The sequence below is a fragment of the Streptomyces sp. NPDC014882 genome, from assembly GCF_043081325.1.
GTDB lineage: Bacteria > Actinomycetota > Actinomycetes > Streptomycetales > Streptomycetaceae > Streptomyces.
Window position 1 is genome coordinate 23,470 of record NZ_JBIBWL010000023.1, and the last position, 21,264, is coordinate 44,733.

At 74.4% G+C, this 21,264-nt stretch carries 16 protein-coding genes; 6 read left to right on the top strand and 10 right to left on the bottom strand.

What is annotated here, in order from left to right; genetic code table 11:
• Nucleotides 1-107 precede the first annotated feature (107 nt).
• The 4 genes from ACF09K_RS33370 (at nucleotide 108) to ACF09K_RS33385 (ending at nucleotide 2,883) form a co-directional block, all read left to right on the top strand.
• A complete protein-coding gene (locus tag ACF09K_RS33370; RefSeq protein ID WP_392249086.1) occupies nucleotides 108-947 on the top strand; it encodes a SigB/SigF/SigG family RNA polymerase sigma factor in 840 nt (279 codons plus the stop codon).
• A 76-nt stretch (nucleotides 948-1,023) separates the two neighbouring features.
• Nucleotides 1,024-1,287 carry a DUF5133 domain-containing protein gene (locus tag ACF09K_RS33375; protein ID WP_392249087.1) on the top strand — a complete coding sequence of 88 codons (264 nt, stop codon included), beginning with the start codon at nucleotides 1,024-1,026 and terminating at the stop codon, nucleotides 1,285-1,287.
• Between the two features lie 296 nt (nucleotides 1,288-1,583).
• On the top strand, nucleotides 1,584-2,423 hold the full coding sequence (locus ACF09K_RS33380; RefSeq protein ID WP_392249088.1) for a DUF1206 domain-containing protein: 840 nt from the start codon (nucleotides 1,584-1,586) through the stop codon (nucleotides 2,421-2,423).
• Between the two features lie 28 nt (nucleotides 2,424-2,451).
• Nucleotides 2,452-2,883, top strand: coding sequence for a hypothetical protein (locus tag ACF09K_RS33385; RefSeq protein ID WP_392249089.1), 432 nt, complete (start codon nucleotides 2,452-2,454; stop codon nucleotides 2,881-2,883).
• 508 nt (nucleotides 2,884-3,391) lie between these two features.
• On the opposite strand, the gene ACF09K_RS33390 is transcribed toward ACF09K_RS33385, so the two are convergent.
• The 10 genes from ACF09K_RS33390 to ACF09K_RS33435 form a co-directional block, all read right to left on the bottom strand.
• Nucleotides 3,392-5,602 carry an FUSC family protein gene (locus ACF09K_RS33390; RefSeq protein ID WP_392249110.1) on the bottom strand — a complete coding sequence of 737 codons (2,211 nt, stop codon included), beginning with the start codon at nucleotides 5,600-5,602 and terminating at the stop codon, nucleotides 3,392-3,394.
• An 88-nt stretch (nucleotides 5,603-5,690) separates the two neighbouring features.
• Complete coding sequence (locus ACF09K_RS33395) at nucleotides 5,691-7,067, bottom strand: NAD(P)/FAD-dependent oxidoreductase (RefSeq protein ID WP_392249090.1); 1,377 nt, start codon at nucleotides 7,065-7,067, stop codon at nucleotides 5,691-5,693.
• A gap of 337 nt (nucleotides 7,068-7,404) precedes the next feature.
• Entirely contained in the window at nucleotides 7,405-9,123 is a 1,719-nt protein-coding gene (locus ACF09K_RS33400) for a PP2C family protein-serine/threonine phosphatase (protein ID WP_392249091.1), read from the bottom strand.
• On the bottom strand, nucleotides 9,120-10,163 hold the full coding sequence (locus ACF09K_RS33405) for a SpoIIE family protein phosphatase (RefSeq protein ID WP_392249092.1): 1,044 nt from the start codon (nucleotides 10,161-10,163) through the stop codon (nucleotides 9,120-9,122). The genes ACF09K_RS33400 and ACF09K_RS33405 overlap by 4 nt, the downstream gene beginning before the upstream one ends.
• A complete protein-coding gene (locus ACF09K_RS33410; RefSeq protein WP_392249093.1) occupies nucleotides 10,163-10,606 on the bottom strand; it encodes an anti-sigma regulatory factor in 444 nt (147 codons plus the stop codon). The genes ACF09K_RS33405 and ACF09K_RS33410 overlap by 1 nt, the downstream gene beginning before the upstream one ends.
• Nucleotides 10,603-11,019, bottom strand: a complete 417-nt coding sequence (locus ACF09K_RS33415) for an STAS domain-containing protein (protein ID WP_392249094.1) — start codon at nucleotides 11,017-11,019, stop codon at nucleotides 10,603-10,605. The genes ACF09K_RS33410 and ACF09K_RS33415 overlap by 4 nt, the downstream gene beginning before the upstream one ends.
• Nucleotides 11,016-11,915 carry an STAS domain-containing protein gene (locus ACF09K_RS33420; protein WP_392249095.1) on the bottom strand — a complete coding sequence of 300 codons (900 nt, stop codon included), beginning with the start codon at nucleotides 11,913-11,915 and terminating at the stop codon, nucleotides 11,016-11,018. The genes ACF09K_RS33415 and ACF09K_RS33420 overlap by 4 nt, the downstream gene beginning before the upstream one ends.
• 232 nt (nucleotides 11,916-12,147) lie before the next feature.
• Entirely contained in the window at nucleotides 12,148-12,534 is a 387-nt protein-coding gene (locus ACF09K_RS33425; protein ID WP_392249096.1) for an STAS domain-containing protein, read from the bottom strand.
• Nucleotides 12,535-12,741: 207 nt separating this feature from the next.
• The gene (locus tag ACF09K_RS33430) at nucleotides 12,742-15,396 is read right to left on the bottom strand and encodes a SpoIIE family protein phosphatase (protein ID WP_392249111.1); all 2,655 of its coding nucleotides are present in this window, start codon (nucleotides 15,394-15,396) and stop codon (nucleotides 12,742-12,744) included.
• 58 nt (nucleotides 15,397-15,454) lie between these two features.
• Nucleotides 15,455-19,717, bottom strand: a complete 4,263-nt coding sequence (locus ACF09K_RS33435) for a HAMP domain-containing protein (protein ID WP_392249097.1) — start codon at nucleotides 19,715-19,717, stop codon at nucleotides 15,455-15,457.
• Nucleotides 19,718-20,373: 656 nt separating this feature from the next.
• On the opposite strand from ACF09K_RS33435, the gene ACF09K_RS33440 reads away from it, so the two are divergent.
• Both ACF09K_RS33440 and ACF09K_RS33445 read left to right on the top strand, forming a co-directional pair.
• Entirely contained in the window at nucleotides 20,374-20,745 is a 372-nt protein-coding gene (locus ACF09K_RS33440; protein WP_392249098.1) for a PRC-barrel domain containing protein, read from the top strand.
• A gap of 92 nt (nucleotides 20,746-20,837) precedes the next feature.
• Entirely contained in the window at nucleotides 20,838-21,227 is a 390-nt protein-coding gene (locus ACF09K_RS33445) for an ATP-binding protein (protein ID WP_392249099.1), read from the top strand.
• Nucleotides 21,228-21,264 lie beyond the last annotated feature (37 nt).

Consider the following 21,264-nt stretch of genomic DNA (forward strand, 5'->3'; position numbering starts at 1 on the left):
GCCCAGGGGAGCGGTACGACCGCTCGGGGGCGCTCCAGGCGCCCCGGACGGCAACGGCCCCTCCCGTGGTCATTCCCCCTGACTCCACCGTTCAGGAGCGATCCCGCATGCTCATCGACATGGCGACAAGCCGTCCCGCCGCATCAGCCCCGAACACCACCGCCCAGTCCCGCCGGACCCACGACGACGCCCCCGACACCACCGCCCTCTTCGTCCAGCTGACCACGATGGAGGAGGGCCCGGAGCGGGACGCCGTGCGCGACCGGATCGTCACCGCCTGGCTGCCCATGGCCCACCGGATCGCCGGCCGCTTCCGCGACCGCGGCGAGGCCGTCGAGGACCTCCGGCAGGTGGCCGCACTCGGCCTGGTCAAGGCCGTCGACCGCTTCGACCCGGAACGCGGAGCCTTCGAGAGCTACGCCGTCCCCACCATCACCGGGGAGATCAAGCGGCACTTCCGGGACCGGATGTGGGCCCTGCGGGTCCCGCGCCGGGTCCAGGAACTGCGCAACAAGGTGCGCGTCGCCCGGCGCGAGCTGGCCCAGACGCCCGGCGCCCCCGAGCCGTCGACCGCCGACCTCGCCGCCCACACCGGGCTCACCGAGGACGAGGTCGCCGCGGGCCTCGAGGCCCTGGAGAGCTTCAGTACCCTGTCGCTGGACGCCGAACTCCCCGCCGGTGACGACGGCTACAGCATCGCGGACACCCTCGGCGGGCCCGACGCCTCCTACGACATCGTGGTCGACCGCGAGTCCGCCAAGGAGAGCCTGCGCCGGCTGCCGGAACGCGAGCGGGCCATTCTCTACATGCGTTTCTTCGAGGACATGACCCAGAGCCGCATCGCCGACCGGCTCGGCATCTCCCAGATGCACGTCTCGCGGCTCATCAGCCGCAGCTGCGCCCAGGTGCGCCAGGAAGCCCTGGGGCGACCGGGCGACCGCCGCTGAACCGGCCCGAGAGCCGTACGTGTCCCACCGTTTCCCTTCCGTCTCCCCACCCGTTTCGGACCAGGAGCAGTCGTCGATGCTGATGCCCCACCCCGCCGTCCTGCGCACCCTCGTCGCCGAGTACGAGGCCGCCGCGGCGACCGGATCCGCCGCGGCCGGCACACGGGCGCAGGACCTTGCTTACACGCTGTGCGTCTCCACCGGGACCCGCGAGGTCACCCGGGCCCTGGAAGTGGCCCGGAGCTGGCTCGCCGCGGCCGCCGACACCGACACCACCGCCCACCGCCCCGCCACCGCCGACCGCAGCACCGACGACGGGCCGCACCTGTACGCCGCCTGACCGGCCGACACCCCGACACCCCCGACGCCCCGCCGCGGCCCGCCCGCGGCGGGGCGCCCGTGTGCGCGGCCTCCGTGTGCGCGGCGCCCTTGTGCGCACGCCCGGACGGTGCGGTCCCCGGACGTGCGGTCCCCGCACACGACGGCCGCGCGGGCGACGCCGCGACCGCGACCCGTACGGGTGGCCCGCGTGTGTGACCCGCGTGCGGGCCGTGTGTACGGCCCGTGTGCACGGCCCGGGCGTACGGCGTCGAAGCCGGGGCATCCGGGTCTCCGAGACTCTTCCAGGAGGTTGACATGAACGCGAGTGCCCTGGCGCGCAACGGCCGCATGGAGGCCGAGCGCGCCGCGCGGGGTTCGGTCACGCGGGGGGCCGCGAAGGCCGGACTGGCCGCGCGCGGAGTGATCTACCTGCTCGTCGGGGCGCTGGCCCTCCAGATCGCCTTCGGCGAGAACAAGAAGAAGCAGGCCGACCGGCAGGGCGCCCTCGCCGAGATCGCGGACCAGCCCTTCGGTTCCGTCCTGCTGTGGGCCCTCGGGATCGGGCTGGTCGGCATGGCGCTGTGGCGGCTGTCCGAGGTGGTCTTCGGCTCGGCCGGACCGGACGGCCGCAAGGCGAAGAAGAGACTGCTGGCGCTCGTACGCTGCGTCTTCTACTCCTTCGTCGCCTACTCCGTGCTCGCCTTCGCCGCCGGATCGGGCGACGGGGGCGGGTCGAGCGACGAGCAGTCGCGTGACGTCACCGCCCGGGTGCTCGAACTGCCCGGGGGCCGGTGGATCGTCGGCGCGGCCGGTGTCGGGATCGTCGCCGGCGGCCTCTGGATAGGCGTCCGGGCCCTCCTGCGCAAGTACCACAAGCACCTGCGGCTCGGCGAGATGTCCGCGCGGACGCGCCGCCTCGTGGACGTCACCGGGGTGGGTGGCGGTACGGCGCGCGGCCTGGTCTTCGCGGCGGCCGGTGCCTTCGCCGTCCGGGCGGCCGTCGACTACGAGCCCGACAAGGCCAAGGGGCTCGACGACACCCTGCGCTCCTTCGCCGAGACGCCCGCCGGGCCGTGGCTGCTGGCCTGCGTGGCGGCCGGTCTGGTGCTGTTCGGGCTGTTCTCCTTCGCGATGGCCCGCTGGCGGAAGGTCTGAAGGAGCCGTCGGTGGGAACCCGGAGGGCATGAACGAATCCGAGTTCCCGCCGGACGGACGGCCCGTGGACATGTACCTCGACCTCCTGCGCGTCCGCATGGACAGCGAGGACTTCGCGATGCTGCTCAAGGTCGTCTCACCCGCCCTGCGCGCCCTGGACGAACGATCCGCCGAGACCCTCGACTTCGCGCTCGATCCGCAGGAGACCGAGGAGCTGCCCCAGGAGATCCGCGACGAGGCCGCCCTGGTCATCGCCACGGCCGTCACCGGCCGGCTGGACAACCAGCTCGTCGAGATCCAGGTCGACGGAACCGGCCCGGTCCGCGTGGTCACCGACGCGGAGACCGCCTCCGACCCGGGCCGCCTCGCCGAGATCGCCGGCTGCATCCAGCAGCGCCAGAACGACACCGAAGAACTCCGGGGCATCGCGGCGGCGAGCGGCCTGCCGACGGATTTCTGACCGCCCCGGCGGCCCCGCACGGGCGCCCGCCCGACGCCGACCGGCGCCGGGACGGGCGCCCGTGTCCTGTGCGGGGGAGGGGAGCCGCCGCCGCGGCGTGAGCGGGGCCCGGCCCGACCGGCCCGCTGCGGGCGCCCGCCCCGCCGGCGGGTACGGGCGGCGCGGACACCCCGCCCGGCCCACGGGCGGCAACGGGTAACGGGCGACGTGGGGCGGGCGGCGCGGGCACCCCGTCCGCCCGACGGGTACGGACGGCGCGGGCAGGCGACGGACCGGCCTTCGAGAGCCCGCTGCCGGCCGGCCCACCGGATCCTGCCGCCGTCCGGCAGCGGGACACCTCCTCCCGACCGGCCTAGGAAGGCTTCCCCCGATCGGCCTCGGCCGCCCCGCCCGAGCCGCCTCCCGCCCGGCCGGTGCCCCCGTTCCTCCCGCCCCGTGCCCCCCGCCCCCGCGTCCTCGTCCGGCGCCGGGGCTCGGGCCTCGGCAGCCGTCGGGGGCGGGCCCGGCCTCACCTCCCCGGTGACGTCACCGGAACCCCCAGCGGCCGGGCCAGGCCCGCCACCGCCTCGTCCAGGCGTTGCAGGTGGCGCAGGACGCGGTCGGTGACGCGGCCGTAGCGGGGGGTGCCGTAGGCGCCCGGGCCGAGGAGGGAGGCCACGCTGGGACCGGTGGCGACCTCGGCGGTGCTGTGCTCGTCGGCGACGCGCGCGGCGATGGCGTCGATGTTGCCCAGGATGCGCCGGCCGGCGCCGCGCAGCCGCGGGTCCGCCGCGATCGAGGGATGGGTGGGCAGCAGCTCGGCCGTGGCCGCCAGCGCCCGGGCGTGGTAGGCGCAGGTCTCCAGCAGGGCCACGACGTACCGGGCGGTGTCCCGCCGGGTCCGCAGCGGGGTGACCGGATGGGTCAGCGGCTGGGTCGCGGAGCGCAGGTCGGACAGGGCCTGGTCCAGTTCCCGGGACCGGTCCAGCAGCTCGGCCGGCGGTCCGCCGCTGAGCTGTTCCACGGCGGCCCCGGTGACGTCGGTCAGCCGCTGCAGGACGGTCGTGAGCAGTTCGTCCGTGCGCCGGTCCGTGCGCACCGGCAGCACCAGCGCCGCCGCGACCACCCCGCTGGCCACCCCCACCGCCGTCTCCTCCACGCGCAGGACCAGCACGTCCGGGCTGTAGGTGTGCAGCAGCGTGTACAGCACGCCCAGCGCGGCGGTGACGAAGAACGACATCAGGGTGTACGACAGGGGCGCGGTGTAGAACATCGCGAACACGCACAGCAGGACCACCGCGAACGCCGTCCCCGTGTGGTGGCCGACCAGTCCCGCGAGGCCGATCCCCGCGACCACGCCGAGGACGGTGCCGAGCAGCCGCCGGTACCCCTTGACGAGGATCTCCCCGGTGGACGCGGTGTTGATGAAGACGATCCAGCAGGTGAGGACCGCCCAGTACCAGCGGTGGGCGGACAGCAGTTCGCCGCCGACGATGGCCAGCGCCGAGCCGACGGCCACCTGGACGGCCGCACGGGTGGTCGGCCGTCGCAGCCCCGTGAGCCGGTCCGCGTCCTCCTCGCCGGACTCCTCCCGGCCGATCGCCGCGTCCTCCGCGTCCAGTTCCTCCCGGGAACGGGCCGTCTCCGGGCTGTCGTCGGACTCGTCCTGCGGCCCGTCGAACGCGAGGCGCAGCCCCAGTACGGCGCGGGCGCTCTCCCCGACGCCCCGGAAGACGTCCCGCACGGCCGGCGGGGCGGGCGGCAGGTGCTCCTCGTCGCGGTAGCCCAGCAGGCGGTTGCGCACCTGCGCGAGCCCGGCGCCGTCGGCGCCGGGGCGCCGGACCAGCAGGCGCAGCGCCCGCAGGTCGCGGCGGAGCACGTCCGTCGCCTCCTCCGGCATCGGCAGCCGTCCGCTCTCGGGGACGGGCGCGCCCGGCAGGTGCAGGGTCAGGGTGTCCGCCCGCTCGGCGCTGCGTGCCGTCAGCAGGAGCAGTCCGAGCCGCTCGGCGGCGATCTCCGCGTCGGCGATCCGGCGCTGCACCAGCCGGGCCGTCACCTCGTCGGGAGTGCCCTCCTCCAGCCGGCCCTGGATCATCATCGCCGTCTCGTGCAGCCGGGCGGTGTCCGTGCGCACGTGCGCCAGCGCCTTCTCCACGTCGTCGGGGCCGGCGTCGAGCAGTTCCAGCTGGGCGTCGAGCAGCTGCGCGAGCCGCGCCCGGAAGGCGTGCCGCAGCCGCAGCAGGATCCCCGCCGACGTCTGCGGCACCAGCACGAACCGGGCCAGCGCGCTGCTCGCGAAGGCGACGGCGAGGACCCCCCACAGTCCCGGCAGCAGACCCGGGGTGGCGCCCACGAACAGGGACAGGAAGTAGACCTGGAAGCCGATCAGCCCGAGCGCGGTGCCCCGGTCGCCGAACCGGCGCCCGTACACCGCGCAGAAGATGAGCACGACGAAGAAGACGTCACCGGCCACCACGTGCGAACTCAGCAGCGCCGCCAGGGACACCGAGGCCAGCGCGACCGGCAGCCCCAGGGCCAGGGTCACCGCCTGCGGGCCCCGCTGCTTCTCCCGGACGGAGAACGTCGCGACCATCGCCGCGACGGCCCCCGCGACCAGATGCGTGACGTCCGCGTCCAGCAGGGACAGCACGGCCAGCGTGAGGGTGATCGCACCGACCGTCCGCAGCCCCGCCGCGAGCCGCAGCAGCCCGGGATCGGATGCCGACACCCGGTCCCGCACCCCCGCCGCCCACGCCGGTGCCGCCGCCTTCACGCCGCCGTACTCTCCCGCCCGTCTCGGCCGTCCCCTCCGTGCTCTCCCGCCCGTCTCAGCCGGCCCCGGGGCGCCCGCCCTCCACCTGGGCCCGCACCTGCTCGGGCGTCAGATAGGTGTCGGTGTACTCGAAGTCCTTCAGCTTGGCGGGCCGCCGGGCCTGGAAGCCGGTGCGGACGAAATCGTCGCCCGCGACGGCGTTCAGCGTCCAGTTCGTCAGCACGCGCGCCTTGGCCACTCCGGTGCGCAGCGCCCCCCAGTGGTACCCGCGGGCCACCACCTGCGCGGGCAGCCCGTGCAGTTCGACGCCGAGCGGCTTGGACACGGCGTCGGTGCCACCGAGATCCACCACCAGCCCGAGGTCCTTGTGGGCGTACGGCCGCATCGCCTGGCCGCGCAGGCGCGCGATGACGTTGTCGGCGACGGCCTTGCCCTGCCGCATCGCGTGCTGGGCGGTCGGCGGGCAGACGGCGCCCTCCTGGCCCTTGGCCTCGTCGGGGACGGCCGCGGCGTCGCCGAGCGCGAACACCCCGTCGTGGCCGGGCAGGTCCATGCGCGAGGTGACCGCGAGCCGCCCGCGGACCGTCTCCGCGCCGAGCGTGGCGATCAGCGGGCTCGCCACGACACCGGCGGTCCAGATCAGCGTGTGGGTCGGCACCACGCGGCCGTCGGTGAAGGTGACCTCCTCGGCCCCGGCCTTGGCGATGGACACCCCCAGCGACACCTCGATGCCCCGCCTGCGCAGCACCTCCTGCGCGCTGCGGCCGAGCTTGTCGCCGAGTTCCGGCATCAGCTTGGGCGCGATGTCGATCAGGTGCCACTTGATCAGGCTCGGGTCCAGCCGGGGGTAGCGCTTGACCGCGTTGTGGGTGAGCAGCTGGAGGCAGGCGGCGGTCTCGGTGCCGGCGTAACCCCCGCCGACCACCACGAACTGGAGCCGCGCGGCCCGCTCGACGGGGTCGTTGCTGGCGTCGGCGAGGTCGAGCTGGCTGATGACGTGGTCGCGGAGGTAGGCCGCCTCCGCGAGCGTCTTCAGGCCGAAGGCGTGGTCGGTCAGCCCCGGGATGTCGAAGGTGCGGGTGACGCTGCCGGGTGCGAGCACGATGTGGTCGTACGGTTCGTTGACGATCTCGTCGGTGATGGTCCGGATGACGCAGACCTTCGACCGCAGGTCCACGCCGATGGCTCCGCCCGGGATGATCCGGGTGCGGTACTTCTCGCTGCGGCGCAGCGACAGCGCGATCGACTGGGGGGTCAGCACCCCGGAGGCGACCTGCGGCAGCAGCGGCAGGTAGAGCTGGTAGGCGAACGGCGTCACCAGGGTGACGTCGGCCTCCGCGGCGGCGAGTTTGCGTTCCAGGCGTCGGACGCACCCCACTCCCGCGAAGCCCGCGCCCACCACCAGGATCCTGGGTCGTGTCACGATGTCCATCCCTTCCTGCGGCTCCAGGCGGTCTGCCTCGACGTTGTGCGGGTGCCCCCCTGACGGCCCTTTCGCACACCCTTGCCTGATCCCACCGCGACCGAAGCGGTTGTGCCAGCCGGACGGAGCATGCAGACGAACGTCTCTCCCGGGGCCCCGCGTCACCCGTGCGACGACCCGGGGACGCCCGGCCCTTCGGGCGGGCCGGCGCGCACGACGAGAGCGGGGGCCGGGAGACGGGGGGACGGGGGGACGGGGAGTGCCCGGCGGCCCCCACCCGGCGGCCCCTGCGGGCGGTGGACGGCGGGCGGCGGGCGGTGACCCGCGGGCGGTGGAGCCGCCGCGGTCAGCCCGCCCGCACCGTCCCGCCGACGAGGCTGTCGATGTGGCACAGCAGCAGGCACACGTCGTCGTCCCGCTCGGAGTCGCTCAGCATCGGGTCCAGGATGTGGTCGGCCGCGCCGTCGAGGTCCGCGTCCAGTTCGCCGGTGCCGAAGGAGCCGAGGGCCGCCGCGAGCCGTTCGATGCCCGGGTCTATGCCCTGCGCGCGCCGCTCCACCAGACCGTCGGTGTAGAGCGCCAGCGTCGAGCCGGGCACCAGGGGCACCGTGTGGTCGGCGATCTCCTGGTGCATCGGGATGCCCAGCATCGCCCCCGGCTTGGCGTCCAGCGTGCGCACCCGCCCGTCCGGGCCGCGCAGCACGGGCGGCGGATGCCCCGCGGCCGCCCACGTCAGCACCGGCTCCCCGGGCTGGAAGCGGGCGATGACGGCGGTGGCGTACAGGTCGGGCTGGAGGTGGTGCAGGAAGGTGTGCAGCCGGGTCAGCAGCACGCCGGGGCTGCCGCCGTCGACGGCGTAGGCGCGCAGCGCGGTGCGCAGCTGGCTCATCATGACGGCCGCGTGCAGCCCGTGCCCGGTGACGTCGCCGATGACGGTGATCAGGCTGCCGTCGGGCTGCCGGAACGCGTCGTACCAGTCGCCGCCGATGTTCAGCCCGTACGTCGCCGGCAGGTAGCGGGCCGCCAGACGCAGGCCGGGAGTGGCCGGCAGGTCGGTGAGCAGGGCGCGCTGGAGGGTCTCGGCGATGTCCCGGTTGTGCTCGAAGCGGCGGGCGTTGTCCAGCGCGATGCTGGCCCGCCGGGTCAGTTCGATCAGCATGACGGCGTCGTCGGGGTCCCAGCGCTCGCCCGGCGGCGTCAGGGTCAGCACGCCCAGGGGAGCGCCGCGGGTCGGCAGGGGGACGCACAGCAGCGGCCGGTCGGGGCGCAGCGCCGACGGCGGCTGGTCGTCGACGCCGGGCAGCCCGCCGGGGTGCGCGGCGGCGTACTGGGGGCGGCCGGTGCGGGCGGCGACCACCGCGGCCGCCGGGCGCGGGACGGGAGGCTGCCGGCCGTCCTCCGCGTCGAACAGCCAGACGTCCACCGCGCGCGCGTACTCGGGCACCAGCAGCTCGGGCAGCCGGCGCACGATCTCCTCGTGGTTCAGGGACGCCGTCAGCACCGCGCTGGCGTCCGCGAGGAACGTCAGCCTGCGCCGGGCGCGCTCCGCCTCCTGGCGGGCCGCGCGTTCGGCGGCGAACGCCTCGCGCTGGGCCCGCCCGGCCGCGTCCAGCTCGGCGTGCAGCGCCAGGACGCCCTGGTTGGTCTGGTGCAGCTCCTCCCGGTGGAAGGCGACCAGCTCCTCCTGCTCGGCGAGCCGGTCCAGCACCAGGGCGGTGTCCTCGTCGGCGTTGAGCAGGGCCTCCGCGAACACCCCGGTGTCCTCCGCCACCCCGGCGGACTCCGAGGGGTCGGCCGGCTCGGGGCAGGGCACGCAGAAGTACCACGGCGGCTCCGCGGCGGCGGGCAGCGGGGCGACCTCGACGCGCAGCAGGCCCTCGCCCGACTCCAGGCCGAGCAGCCAGCTGCCGCCCTTGGTCAGGCACTGGCGCAGCCGCCCGCCGAGCGCGGCCGCCAACCGGGTCCGCTCCAGCGGCACGACGCCGTACGCCGCGGCCAGCCGCGCCGCGGCGATCCGGGCGCGCGCCGCGTCCGTGACGGTGGTGATCTGCCAGGTGCGCGTCATGGGCGGTCCGGCGGGGTCGGGGACAGGACGGCCACGGCGGTGTCGTCACGCACCGGGCGGGCGGAACTGCTGGTGTCGCGCACGGTCACCGCCGCCGTCACCGCGGGGTCGGCCGTCGCGAGCCGGGGGTCGGCGGGCGGCACCCAGCGGCTGGGCAGCCCGTCGCTGTGCAGGACCAGCAGCCGGTCGGGAGCCCAGGACGCCACGGTCTCCGGCAGCCTCGTGGGGCGGTGCACGCCCACGATGCCGGGCCGGGAGAGCAGGTGGCGCCAGGAGTCGCCCTCGCGCAGCCGCGCCCCCACGTTGCCGATCCCGGCGAACCGCAGCCGTTCGGACCGCACGTCGAGCTGCGCCACCGCGACGGCGGCGCCCCGCGTGCCGCGCAGCGCGATGTCCAGGCGGTGCAGGATCTCGGCGGGCGGGAGGTGGGCGCCGCGGTGCAGCTCGTCCACGGCCGCCGTGGAGGCGCGGGCCGCCTCCGGGCCGTGGCCCAGCCCGTCGGCGAGCATCAGGGTCAGCAGGTCGCCGGACCGCACCCAGGTCCAGGCGTCCCCCGAGTACTCGGCGCGGGCGAGGGGGATGTTCACCCCGCCGGCCCGGGCGGGCGCCGGATCGTCCGGGTCGACGCGCGCGGCGGCGCCGAGCCGGGCCAGCGCGACCGTGCCGCGCCCCGGGGTGCTGTGCAGGTCGAATCCGTCGGAGACCCGCCGGCACGTCCCCAGCCCGGCGCCCAGCGAGCCCGCCGTGGAGAACCCGTCGCCGAACGCGGCCGGCACGTCGGCCATGCCGGGACCGTGGTCCACGGCCGTTATCTGCACGACGACCCCGCCCCGGCCGGCCGGCGGGGGCACCAGGTCGATGAGCAGCTGGCCGCCGCGGGCGTGCTTGAGCAGGTTGGTGGCCAGCTCCGTGGCCACCAGCGCGGCCGCCGCCGTGCGCTCCTCGTCGAGGCCGACGAGCGCCGCGGCCTGCTCGGCGGCCACCCGCGCGTCCCGCACGCGCGTCGAGTCGTGCACCGGCACGTCCCACACCCGGGGCATCAGGCCTCCTCGCGCGGCCGGGGCGTCCGGGCCGCCCAGGAGGCCACCGTGATCGTCGTACCGGCGCCGGGGGCGCTGTCGATGGCGAACTCGTGCACCAGCCGCCGGGCGCCGCCCAGCCCCATGCCCAGTCCGCCGCCGGAGGTGAAGCCGTCCCGCAGGGCCTGCTCCACGTCCGGGATGCCGGGCCCGGAGTCGGAGAACACCAGCCGCAGCCCCTTGGCCCGGCCGTCGGCCAGCGGCACCGTCCGCACCTCCCCGCCCCCGCCGTACACCAGCGTGTTGCGGGCCAGTTCGCTGGCGGCGGTGACCAGCTTGGTCTGTTCCACCAGGCCGAAGCCGAGCGCGGCGGCGGCCTGCCGCACGTGCTGCCGTACCCACACCAGGTCCAGGTCGGAGCGGATCGGCAGGCGGGTCTCGACGCCCGCGGCCGTCCCGCTCACCGGCGCTCCCGGCGTGGACCGCCGGCCGCCGTGGCGTCCGCCCGCCCGAGGAGTTCGAGGGCCACCTCCGTGCTCAGCGCGGTCCGCAGACCCGGCAGCGTCAGCCCGAGTTCCACCAGGGTGAGGGCCACCGCGGGCCGCATCCCGGCCACCACGGTCTGCGCGGCCAGCAACCGGGCGTTGGCCGCGATCTCGGCCAGCACCCGCCCGAGGAAGGAGTCGACGATCTCGACGCCGGAGATGTCGATGACCACACCGGTCACCCGGCTGCGGGCGATCGACTCCACGATGTCCTGCCGGAGCTGCTCCGCCGTGCCGTCGTAGAGATCCCCCTGAAGGGTGACCAGCAGGACGTCGCCCAGCCTGAGCACCGGCACGGGGGCCCCGCCGACGCGGGAGAGGTCGTCGTTCACCGCGGGCCCGCACCGCCGGGTGCCGCCTGCACGATGTCGGCGCCCAGCCCGTGCAGGGCGTAGGCCAGGGCGTCGGCGAGCCCGGCCCGGGTGATGACGGTGCCGAGGTCGAGTCCGAGGTGCACCATGGTCTGCGCGATCGCGGGCCGGATGCCGGAGACGACGCACTCGGCGCCCATCAGCCGTACCGCCGCGACGGTCTTCATGAGGTGCTGCGCGACCAGCGAGTCGACCGTCGGAACCCCGGTGATGTCGAGGATGGCGTACCGGGCCTGCTGGTCGACGACCGCCTCCAGCAGGGTTTCCATCACGACCTGGCTGCGCGCGCTGTCGAGCGTGCCGATGAGCGGGACGGCGACGATGCCGTCCCACAGCCTGATGACCGGCGTGGCGACCTCCAGCAGCTGCATCTGTTGCCGGTCGATGAGGGACTGGACCTCCGTCAGCGCGGTCTCCATGACGACGAGCCGCAGGGTCCCCATCAGGACCGTCAGGACCTCCGTGCACTCCCGGACGTGGTCCGCGGGCGCGTCCGGCAGATCGGCGACGAGCAGGTTCACGACCGGCGCCCGCAGGGCGTCCACCTCGCCGGAGACCTGCGCCGTGCTCATCCCGGACCGGGAACGGGACGCGGACATCCGCGCCAGCTGCTCGCGCACGACGGTGAAGCCGGCGCTGTCGGAGTCCTCCACCCGCCCGGAGGCGGTCACCTGGGCCAGGGCGTCCACGACGCTGCGGCCCGCCTCCACCGCCTCGTCGCGCGACACGGTGAACACGGCGCGGAACAGGGGTTCGTCGGCCCAGCGCTGGGCGATCTGCTCCCGGCGGCGGCCCAGGAAGGCCCCGACCTCCTCCGTCGGTGTTCCCTGCGGTGCGGCCGCTTCTTGCTCCGGCACTGCGTCACTCCTCTCTGCGTCCTGCCGTCGCCCACCGGAAACCGGCCGGTGCGCGACGGCGTTCGTCCGTGGCGGGCGGATGCCGCGGCACCGCGGCGTCCGCCGCCGGCCCGGCTCACTCTCTTGCCCGCCCCGCACAGTTGTCAAATGGCAACTGTCCGCCGGTCGTCGGCCGCGTCCCCGTGAGGCGCGCGGCGCGCGCGGGGGTACGGCCGAGCCGGCCGACCGGGTGTTACGGGGTCTCGTGCGAGGCCCGCGTGCGGTCGATGAGGGCCAGGGCGTCGTCCACCGTGTCGGAGATGGGGACCGTGATGCTGACGCCGGTCAGGTCCAGGACCCGGCGCACGGCGGGTGTCGGATCGATCACGTGCACGCTGCCGGGCAGCTCCCGCGCCTCCTGGTAGACCCGCAGGATGATGTTCATGCCGGAGGAGTCCATGAACGGCACCGCCGCCAGGTCCAGCAGGAAGTGGCGCCGGCCGTGATGGAGCTGGTTCGCCAGGTGGGCCTGGAACTCGGTCGCGGTGTCGAGGTCCAGATGACCCTCGACCGTGACCAGGGCCACGTCCTCGCGGGGCAGGGTGACCTCGACGGACAGCGGGTTCTGGGCAATGGACACGAGTACCTCCGAAAACTTACGGTCCGGGCTCTGCGCACCGGCGGACGGCCGCGCCGCGTGGCCGGGGGCCGGCGGACCGGCGGCGCACCGGCTCCGGCCGTGCGCCGCACTCACCACCTGCGGATCCCGGCCTCACGCCGCGCCCCGGCGGATACCCCCGAACGCGACGGTCATGCCTTCCCGGCCGGGTGAACCACCGGACACCCCCTAACCGAGCCGGATGCCCACGATGCAGGTGTCGTCGTCCGTGTCGGACCTGCTGTGGGTCAGCAGCCGGTCCAGCTGCTGCTCCAGCGACGGCTGCGCCGCGCGGGCCTGGCGCAGCAGCTGCGTCAGCGACTCCTCCACCGACCGGTCCCGCCGCTCTATGAGGCCGTCGGTGTACATCAGCAGCGTGTCGTCGGTCTCCAGCTCGATCTCCGCCTCCTCGTACGACGTCTCCGGTACGGCACCCAGCAGCATCCCGCTCAGCAGGGGCAGCGCGGCCGCGCCCGAGCCGCGCACCAGCACCGGCGGCAGGTGGCCCGCCCTGGCCCACCGCAGGGTGCGCCGCACCGGGTCGTACAGCCCGCACACCGCCGTCGCCGTGACCGCGCCCGTCAGGTGGTGGGCGACGATGTTCAGCCACGACAGCAGCTGGCCCGGGCCCGCGCCGGTCACGGCGAGACCGCGCAGCGCGTTGCGCAGCACGACCATGCTGGTCGCCGCCTCGATGCCGTGCCCGGCCACGTCGCCGACGCACAGCAGCACCAGCCGGGACGGCAGCACGACGGCGTCGTACCAGTCGCCGCCCACGAGCTGCTCCTCCTCGGCCGGCCGGTAGCGGACCGCCACCTGGAGGCCCGCCATGTCCAGCGGCGCCCGCGTGGGCGGCATGATCGCGTTCTGGAGCTGCAGGGTCAGCCGGTTGCGCTCACTGGACTGCTGCTCGGTCTGGGCGAGCTGGTCGCGGGTGGCGGCGAGCGCCACCTCCGTCCAGTGCTGGGAGGAGATGTCCTGGTACGCGCCGCGTACGGACACCAGCTGACCGTCGGTGTCCAGGACCGGCTCGGCGACGACGCGCACGTGCCGGGTCACCCCGTCCGGCCGCTGGAGCCGGAAGGCGACGGACGCCGGACGCAGCTGGTGCAGCAGGGTGCGCAGGAAGCGGCCGATGGGGACCGCGTCGTCCGCGTGGGCGTGGGCCCCCAGTTCCTCGAGCCGCACCGGGGGGTTCGACGGCTCCCGCCCGTACAGCGCGTACAGCTGTCCGTTCCACGTCGTCTCGCCCGTGAGGACGTTCTCCTCGAAGCCGCCGATCCGGCCGAGGCGCTGCGCGTGCTGCAGCAGGCTCGCCAGCCGTGCCGCCTCGTCCTCGATGCGCCAGATGAGCAGTACGCAGGTGCCGTGCCGGCTGATGCTCAGGTCCGCGACCGCCGACAGCGGCACCTCGTCGACGAGTGCGGTCAGGCTCATGCGGCGGGCCCGGAACGGTTCGCCCGTCGCGTGGACCCGCTCGATGCGCTGGAAGAGGTCGCTCTCGCCGGCCGCCATCGGGTAGGCCTCCAGCAGCAGGGCGCCGTTGACGACCGCCCGCGGCCGGCCCGCCGGGTCGAGGAAGTGGTCGTTGACGTGCTGGATGCGGAAGTCCACCAGCCGCCCCGCCGCGTCGACGACCGGCACGAGCACCAGCGCCGGGTCGTGCAGGCCGTCCGCGAGGTCCATCAGCTCGGCGGCGTCCGGCAGCACCCGCGGCTCCCGGTCGGCGGCCTGGGCGTGGGGGTACGCCTGCAGCGTGTGCGCGCACAGCTCCGCGAGCGCCTCCACCTGGCGCACCACCTGGGGCGGCTGCGACTCCAGGAACGACGGCCAGGCGATCTCCAGGACGCCGTGGATCCGGCCGCCGGTCCCGGCGGGGACGGCGACCCGGCCGCCCTCCGGGTGGGCCTGCCGGCCGATGGTGGGCAGCCCGGTCTGCGCGAGCGAGCCGATCCACTGCCCCGCGTGCTCGGTGAGGCCGAGCCGGGCCACCGTGGCGACGTCCGGGGGGACGTAGTGCCAGCGGGCGGCCTCGGCGGGGGCGAAGCCGGCGCTGCCGGCGAGGGTCAGGGAGCCGTCGGAGCCCGCCGCCCAGATCGCCACCGCCACCGCGCCCAGCGGTCCCAGCGCGTGCTGGAGCAGCGAGTCGGCGACGGCCTGCGTGTCGTGGGCCGCCAGCGCCCCGCTCTCGGCCGCCCGCAGCCGTACGGCCGCGGACTCGTCGGCCGCCACGTGTCCCGTGACGGCCGCCAGGAAGGCGTCGGTGACCTCGGAGACCCGGTCCCTGGCGGCCTGGTTGATGACGTCCACCGCGAACTCCAGCGGCGTCGTCCCGGCCTGCCCGGCCAGTTCGGTGAGCTGCCGGGCCGCCTCCGCGGGCCCGCAGCCGAGCCGCTCCACGAGGATGCCCTTGGCCAGCTCGACCAGCGCCCGTCCCTCGGCCTCGGCCTGCGCCGCCCGCACCTCGCGCCGCAGCCGCTCCACGGTGGCCGCCAGACGTCCGACGGAGGAGGGCTCCTCCTCCCGGCCGGCCGGCGCGGGGGCGTGCCCGTTCGCCGGGCCGCCGGAGTCCGCCGTCGCCTTCGCCGGCGGCGCGGCGGCCGGGTCCCCGTCGGCGGGGCCGGCCGGTTCGGACCCGTCGGCGAGGACCTGTGCCGCACCGGGTGGCGCGGACGACGAGGCCGTCGAGGACGACGCGGCCGGGCCGCGGGCCGGCACGCCGGGGTGCGCGACGCGCGACACGGCGGCGTGTGCCGCGGTGTCGGGCTCTGCCGGGGCCGTCGACGACACGGACTCGGCCGGCCCGGCCGGGCCCCCGGCCCGCTCGGGCTGTTCTTCGGACATGTTCACGTGCGATGACTCCTCGGCCGGTGCGCCTGGTGCTCGGACGGGCGGACTGCCCTCAGGCGGTCAGCCAGCGGCGGACGCAGGACATCAGGTCGTGCGTGTCCACGGGCTTGGTGACGTAGTCGCTGGCCCCCGAGGCGAGACTCTTCTCCCGGTCGCCCGGCATCGCCTTCGCCGTCACCGCGATGATGGGCAGGTCGGCGTACTGCGGCATGGTGCGGATCTCCGCAGTGGCCGTGTACCCATCCATCTCCGGCATCATCACGTCCATCAGCACCAGCGCGATGTCCGGATTGGCCCGCAGCGCCTCGATGCCCTCGCGCCCGTTCTCCGCGTGCAGCACCCGGATGCCGTGCAGCTCCAGGATCCCGCTGAGCGCGAACAGGTTGCGCGCGTCGTCGTCGACGACGAGGACCGTCCGGCCCACGACGGCGTCGTCGACGGGCTGCGGCGCCACGGGCTGCGGCTCGTCCTGGCGGACCAGGGCGAGGACGTCGCCCGGCTCCTCGGCGGACAGGTGCAGCGTGATGCGCTCCCGCAGCTCGTCGAGGCTCGACAGGAACTCCAGCGGCCGGCCCGCGGACCACGACCGCAGCGCCTCCTCCTGGGCGAAGTCCGCGCGGTGACCGCTGTGCACGAGCACCGGCACGTTGCTCAGGGCCGAGTCGCCCCGCAGGGCCTCCAGGAAGCGGGAGGCCTCCGCGTCGGGCATCCCCAGCTCCAGGACCACGCAGTGGCACGGCTCGTCCGCCAGCGCCCCCGCCGCCTCCTGCGCCCCCACCGCGGTGACGACGTCGACCGGCGGCGCCGGAGTGCCGTCCTCCCGGGCGCCCGCGACGTCGGCCACCACGCTCTCGGCGACCAGCGTCAGCAGCCCGCGCGGCCGCTCCTCCACCACCAGCAGCCGGCGCGGCCGCCGGGCGGCCCCCGCCGGAGCGGGCAGGCCCAGCGGGTGCGCGTCCGCCGGGTCCTCGTCGTCGCGCTCCGCCGGCCGGACGCCGGCGAGCACCTCCTGGAAGTCCCCGCGGGCGACCGGCAGGTACAGCGTGAACGTACTGCCCTTGCCGGGCGCGCTGTCCACCGTCACGGCACCGCCGAGCAGGTGGGCGATCTCCCGGGTGATCGACAGCCCGAGGCCGGTGCCGCCGTACTTGCGGCTCGTGGTGCCGTCGGCCTGCTGGAAGGCCCCGAAGATGGTCTCGAGCTGCTGCTCGGGGATGCCGATGCCGGTGTCCTTCACCCGGAAGGCCACCACCGTGCCGCCGCTGACCACGCCCGCGGGCACCTCCTCCGCGGACACCGGCTCGATACGCAGCTCCACACCACCCTGTTCGGTGAACTTCACCGCGTTGGACAGCAGGTTGCGCAGCACCTGGCGCAGCCGGGAGTCGTCCGTCAGCAGGTCCGCGGGAGCGCCGGCGGCCGTGCTGATCGAGAAGTCGAGGCTCTTCTGCGTCGTCATCGGCCGGAACGTCGCCTCGACGTACTCGATGAGCTGCCGCAGCGGCACCCGCTCCGGGGACACGTCCATCTTCCCCGCCTCGACCTTCGACAGGTCCAGGATGTCGTTGATCAGCTGGAGCAGGTCCGAGCCCGCGGAGTGGATGATGCCCGCGTACTCCACCTGCTTCGGCGTCAGGTTGCGGGAGGGGTTCTGCGCGAGCAGCTGGGCCAGGATCAGCAGGCTGTTGAGCGGCGTCCGCAGCTCGTGGCTCATGTTGGCCAGGAACTCGGACTTGTACTTCGACGCCAGCGACAGCTGCTGCGCGCGCGCCTCCAGCTCCTGCCGCGCCTGCTCGATCTGGAGGTTCTTCGCCTCGATGTCCCGGTTCTGCGCCACGAGCAGCGAGGCCTTCTCCTCCAGCTCGGCGTTGGAGCGCTGCAGCTCCTCCTGCTGGGACTGCAGCTCCGCGGACCGCGTCTGGAGTTCGGCCGTCAGCCGCTGGGACTCGCCGAGCAGCTCGTCGGTGCGGGCGTTGGCCACGATCGTGTTGACGTTGACGCCGATGGTCTCCCTGAGCTGTTCCAGGAAGTCCCGGTGGATCTGCTTGAACGCGGTGACCGACGCCAGCTCGATGACCCCGAGCACCTGCCCCTCGAACAGGATCGGCAGCAGCACCAGCGCACTGGGCTCCACCTGCCCGAGCCCGGAGGAGACGACGACGTACCCGGCGGGCAGGTCGTCGACCATGATCGTACGGCGGCTGCGCGCGGCCTGGCCGACGAGCGAGCGGCCGAACGGGATGCGGGTCGGGCGGGAGTCGTCGTCGGGGTAGCCGTAGGCGCCCACCAGCCGCAGCTCCGGACCCTTGGCGCCCTCCTCGGCGAGGTAGAAGGCCCCGTACTGGGCGGAGACCAGCGGCACCAGCTCGTCCATGATCAGCTCGGCCACCACGGGCAGCTCGCGGTGCCCCTGCATGAGACCGGAGACCCGGGCGAGGTTGGTCTTGAGCCAGTCCTGCTCCTGGTTGGCGAGCGTCGTCTCGCGCAGGGACCCCACCATCGAGTTGATGTTGTCCTTGAGCTCGGCGACCTCGCCGGAGGCCTCGACCGTGATCGAGCGGGTGAGGTCGCCCTCGGCGACGGCGCTCGTCACCTCGGCGATCGCCCGCACCTGGCGGGTGAGGTTGCCGGCCAGCTCGTTGACGTTCTCGGTGAGGCGCTTCCAGGTGCCGGAGACGCCCTCCACCTCGGCCTGGCCGCCGAGGCGTCCCTCGGTGCCGACCTCGCGGGCGACGCGGGTGACCTCGTCGGCGAAGGCGGAGAGCTGGTCGACCATCGTGTTGATGGTCGTCTTGAGCTCGAGGATCTCGCCGCGGGCGTCGACGTCGATCTTCTTCGACAGGTCGCCCTTGGCCACCGCCGTCGTCACCAGCGCGATGTTGCGCACCTGGCCGGTGAGGTTGTTGGCCATGGAGTTGACGTTGTCGGTGAGGTCCTTCCAGGTGCCCGCCACGTTCGGCACGTGCGCCTGGCCGCCGAGGCGTCCCTCGGTGCCGACCTCGCGGGCGACGCGGGTGACCTCGTCGGCGAAGGCCGACAGCGTGTCCACCATGGTGTTGATGACGTCGGCCAGCGCGGCGACCTCGCCCTTGGCCTCCACGGTGATCTTCTGCGACAGGTCGCCGCGCGCCACCGCCGTGGCCACCTGCGCGATGGAACGCACCTGGCCCGTCAGGTTCGACGCCATGACGTTGACGTTGTCGGTGAGGTCCTTCCAGGTGCCGGAGACGCCCCGGACCGTGGCCTGGCCGCCGAGGTTGCCCGCGGTGCCGACCTCGCGGGCGACGCGGGTGACCTCGTCGGCGAAGGCGGAGAGCTGGTCGACCATCGTGTTGATGGTGTTCTTGAGTTCGAGGATCTCGCCGCGGGCGTCGACGTCGATCTTCTTCGACAGGTCGCCCTTGGCCACCGCGGTGGCCACCTGGGCGATGTTGCGCACCTGGGCGGTCAGGTTGCCCGCCATGAAGTTGACCGAGTCGGTGAGGTCCCGCCAGGTGCCCTTGACGCCCTTGACGTCCGCCTGGCCGCCGAGGCGTCCTTCGGTGCCGACCTCGCGGGCGACGCGGGTGACCTCGTCGGCGAAGGCGGAGAGCTGGTCGACCATCGTGTTGATGGTGTTCTTGAGTTCGAGGATCTCGCCGCGGGCGTCGACGTCGATCTTCTTCGACAGGTCGCCCTTGGCGACCGCCGTGGTCACCTGGGCGATGTTGCGCACCTGGGCGGTCAGGTTCCCGGCCATGAAGTTGACCGAGTCGGTGAGGTCGCGCCAGACACCGGCCACGCCGGGCACCTGCGCCTGGCCGCCGAGGCGTCCTTCGGTGCCGACCTCGCGGGCGACGCGGGTGACCTCGTCGGCGAAGGCGGAGAGCTGGTCGACCATCGTGTTGATGGTGTTCTTGAGTTCGAGGATCTCGCCGCGGGCGGGTACGTCGATCTTCTGCGAGAGGTCGCCCTTGGCCACCGCCGTCGCCACCTGGGCGATGTCGCGGACCTGGGTCGTCAGGTTGCCCGCCATGGCGTTCACGGAGTCCGTGAGGTCGGCCCACGTGCCCGAGACCCCCGGCACCTCGGCCTGGCCGCCGAGGGTCCCCTCGGTGCCGACCTCGCGGGCGACGCGCGTGACCTCGGACGTGAAGACGGAGAGCTGGTCGACCATGCCGTTGAACACGGTCGCGATGTCGCCCATGAGGCCTTCGCCGTCGGCGGGCAGCCGGGTGCCGAAGTCCCCGTCCCGTACGGCGGTCAGGCCGGCCAGGAGGCGCCTCAGCTCCTGGTCGCCCGGTGCCTCGGTCGCCTCGGTGGCGTTGCTGGTCATGCGTACCCTCGTTCCGCTCCCCAGGAGCCCCCGGACGGGGGCTCGGAACCGGGCCGTCCCAAGGCAGACGGCGCTCACCGGTCGTGCGTGCATTTCCGCAGTTCACGGATGTACGCGAAGAGATAAATACGCCGCAGGCTAACCCATCCGCCTGCGACGGAACAAAGTATCGCGCCGGCCGGGGCACACAGAAGATTCACCGGGTGCGCACCGTGCATGCACGGCCGGAAACGGGGTACTCGTCTTGGCTTTCCGTGTCCGGGGCGGGCCGCGCGGGTACGGCCCGTCAGACGGCCTCGGCATCCGGCGGGCCGAACCGCAGCCGCGCCACGACGGGGCTTGGCCGGACGGGAGACGCGCATCCGGGAGGTGCCCGGTTCTCCGCCGGTCCCGGCCCGCGTCCGCTCCTCGGCGAACCGCGAGGGGCGGGATCCGCCGGTCACGGGCCGCCCTGCTGCCCCCGCCCGTGCCGCGACGGATACGCCATGGTGTCCGCGCCCATGCCGTCCGGTCCCGCGCCGCCCCGCACCGCGCCGGGCCGTCCCGCACCGCGCTGCACCGCACGAACGGGTCGGGGGCCGGGGCGGGCGCGAAGCGCTCCGAATGCGGCCGCGACGGCCGGGTATCAGGGCTGTGGAACGCGAGAAGGGAGCAGCGTGACCATCGACACCATCTGGTCCTACCCGCCGGACAGCGGGCACGTCGAAGGACAGGACCTCACGGGGTACGGGGTGACCGGGACCGACGGCACCCTGGGGCACATCGAACGGGAGGACGGCCACCACGGCATGTGGCACCTGGTCGTCGACACCGGCGTCTGGCTGTTCGGGAGGAGCGCGGTCGTCCCGGTGGGCGTCGTCACGTCCGTCGACGAGGCCGAACGGAAGATCTCGGTCGCCTGCACCGTGGACGAGGTCAAGGAGGCGCCGCGCTTCCGGACCGACAGCGAGACCATGGACCCCGACTACCTGGCGACCGTCGCCGACTACTATCGACGGCTGATGCCGCACGGGACGACGACCGCGTGACCGTGCCGCGCTTTCCGTGAGAGTCGTGTCGTGAGGTTCGTGCCATGAGGGGAGAAGGATCCCTGTCCACCCGGGCGGCTCAGACCGCCCGGGTGACCACCGCAGCGTCCGCACGGGCCCACGTCCGCGGCCTGGTCGACGCCGCCTGGGACGCGGCGGCCCGGCCGGCCGCGGAACGCGACCTCATCGACCTGCTGCTCGTCGTCTCGGAGCTGGTCGCCAACGCCGTCCGGCACGGCGGCGGCCTGGCCGGCTTCGAGGCGACCCCGGCACGCGACGGGGTACGGCTGTCCGTCCACGACCACAGCGACGTCGTACCCGAGGCGGCGTACGGCCCCGGCACCCTTCCCGCCGGCCATCACGGCAGCGGCTACGGCTGGCCGCTGATCCTCCGGCTGGCCCGCGACATCAGCATCCGGCCCCGCCCCTGCGGCGGGAAGACGGTCACCGTGTTCGTCCCGGTCGGGACCGAGGCCCCCTGACCGATCTGACCGACGGGTCCGCGGCCGGATCCGTGCC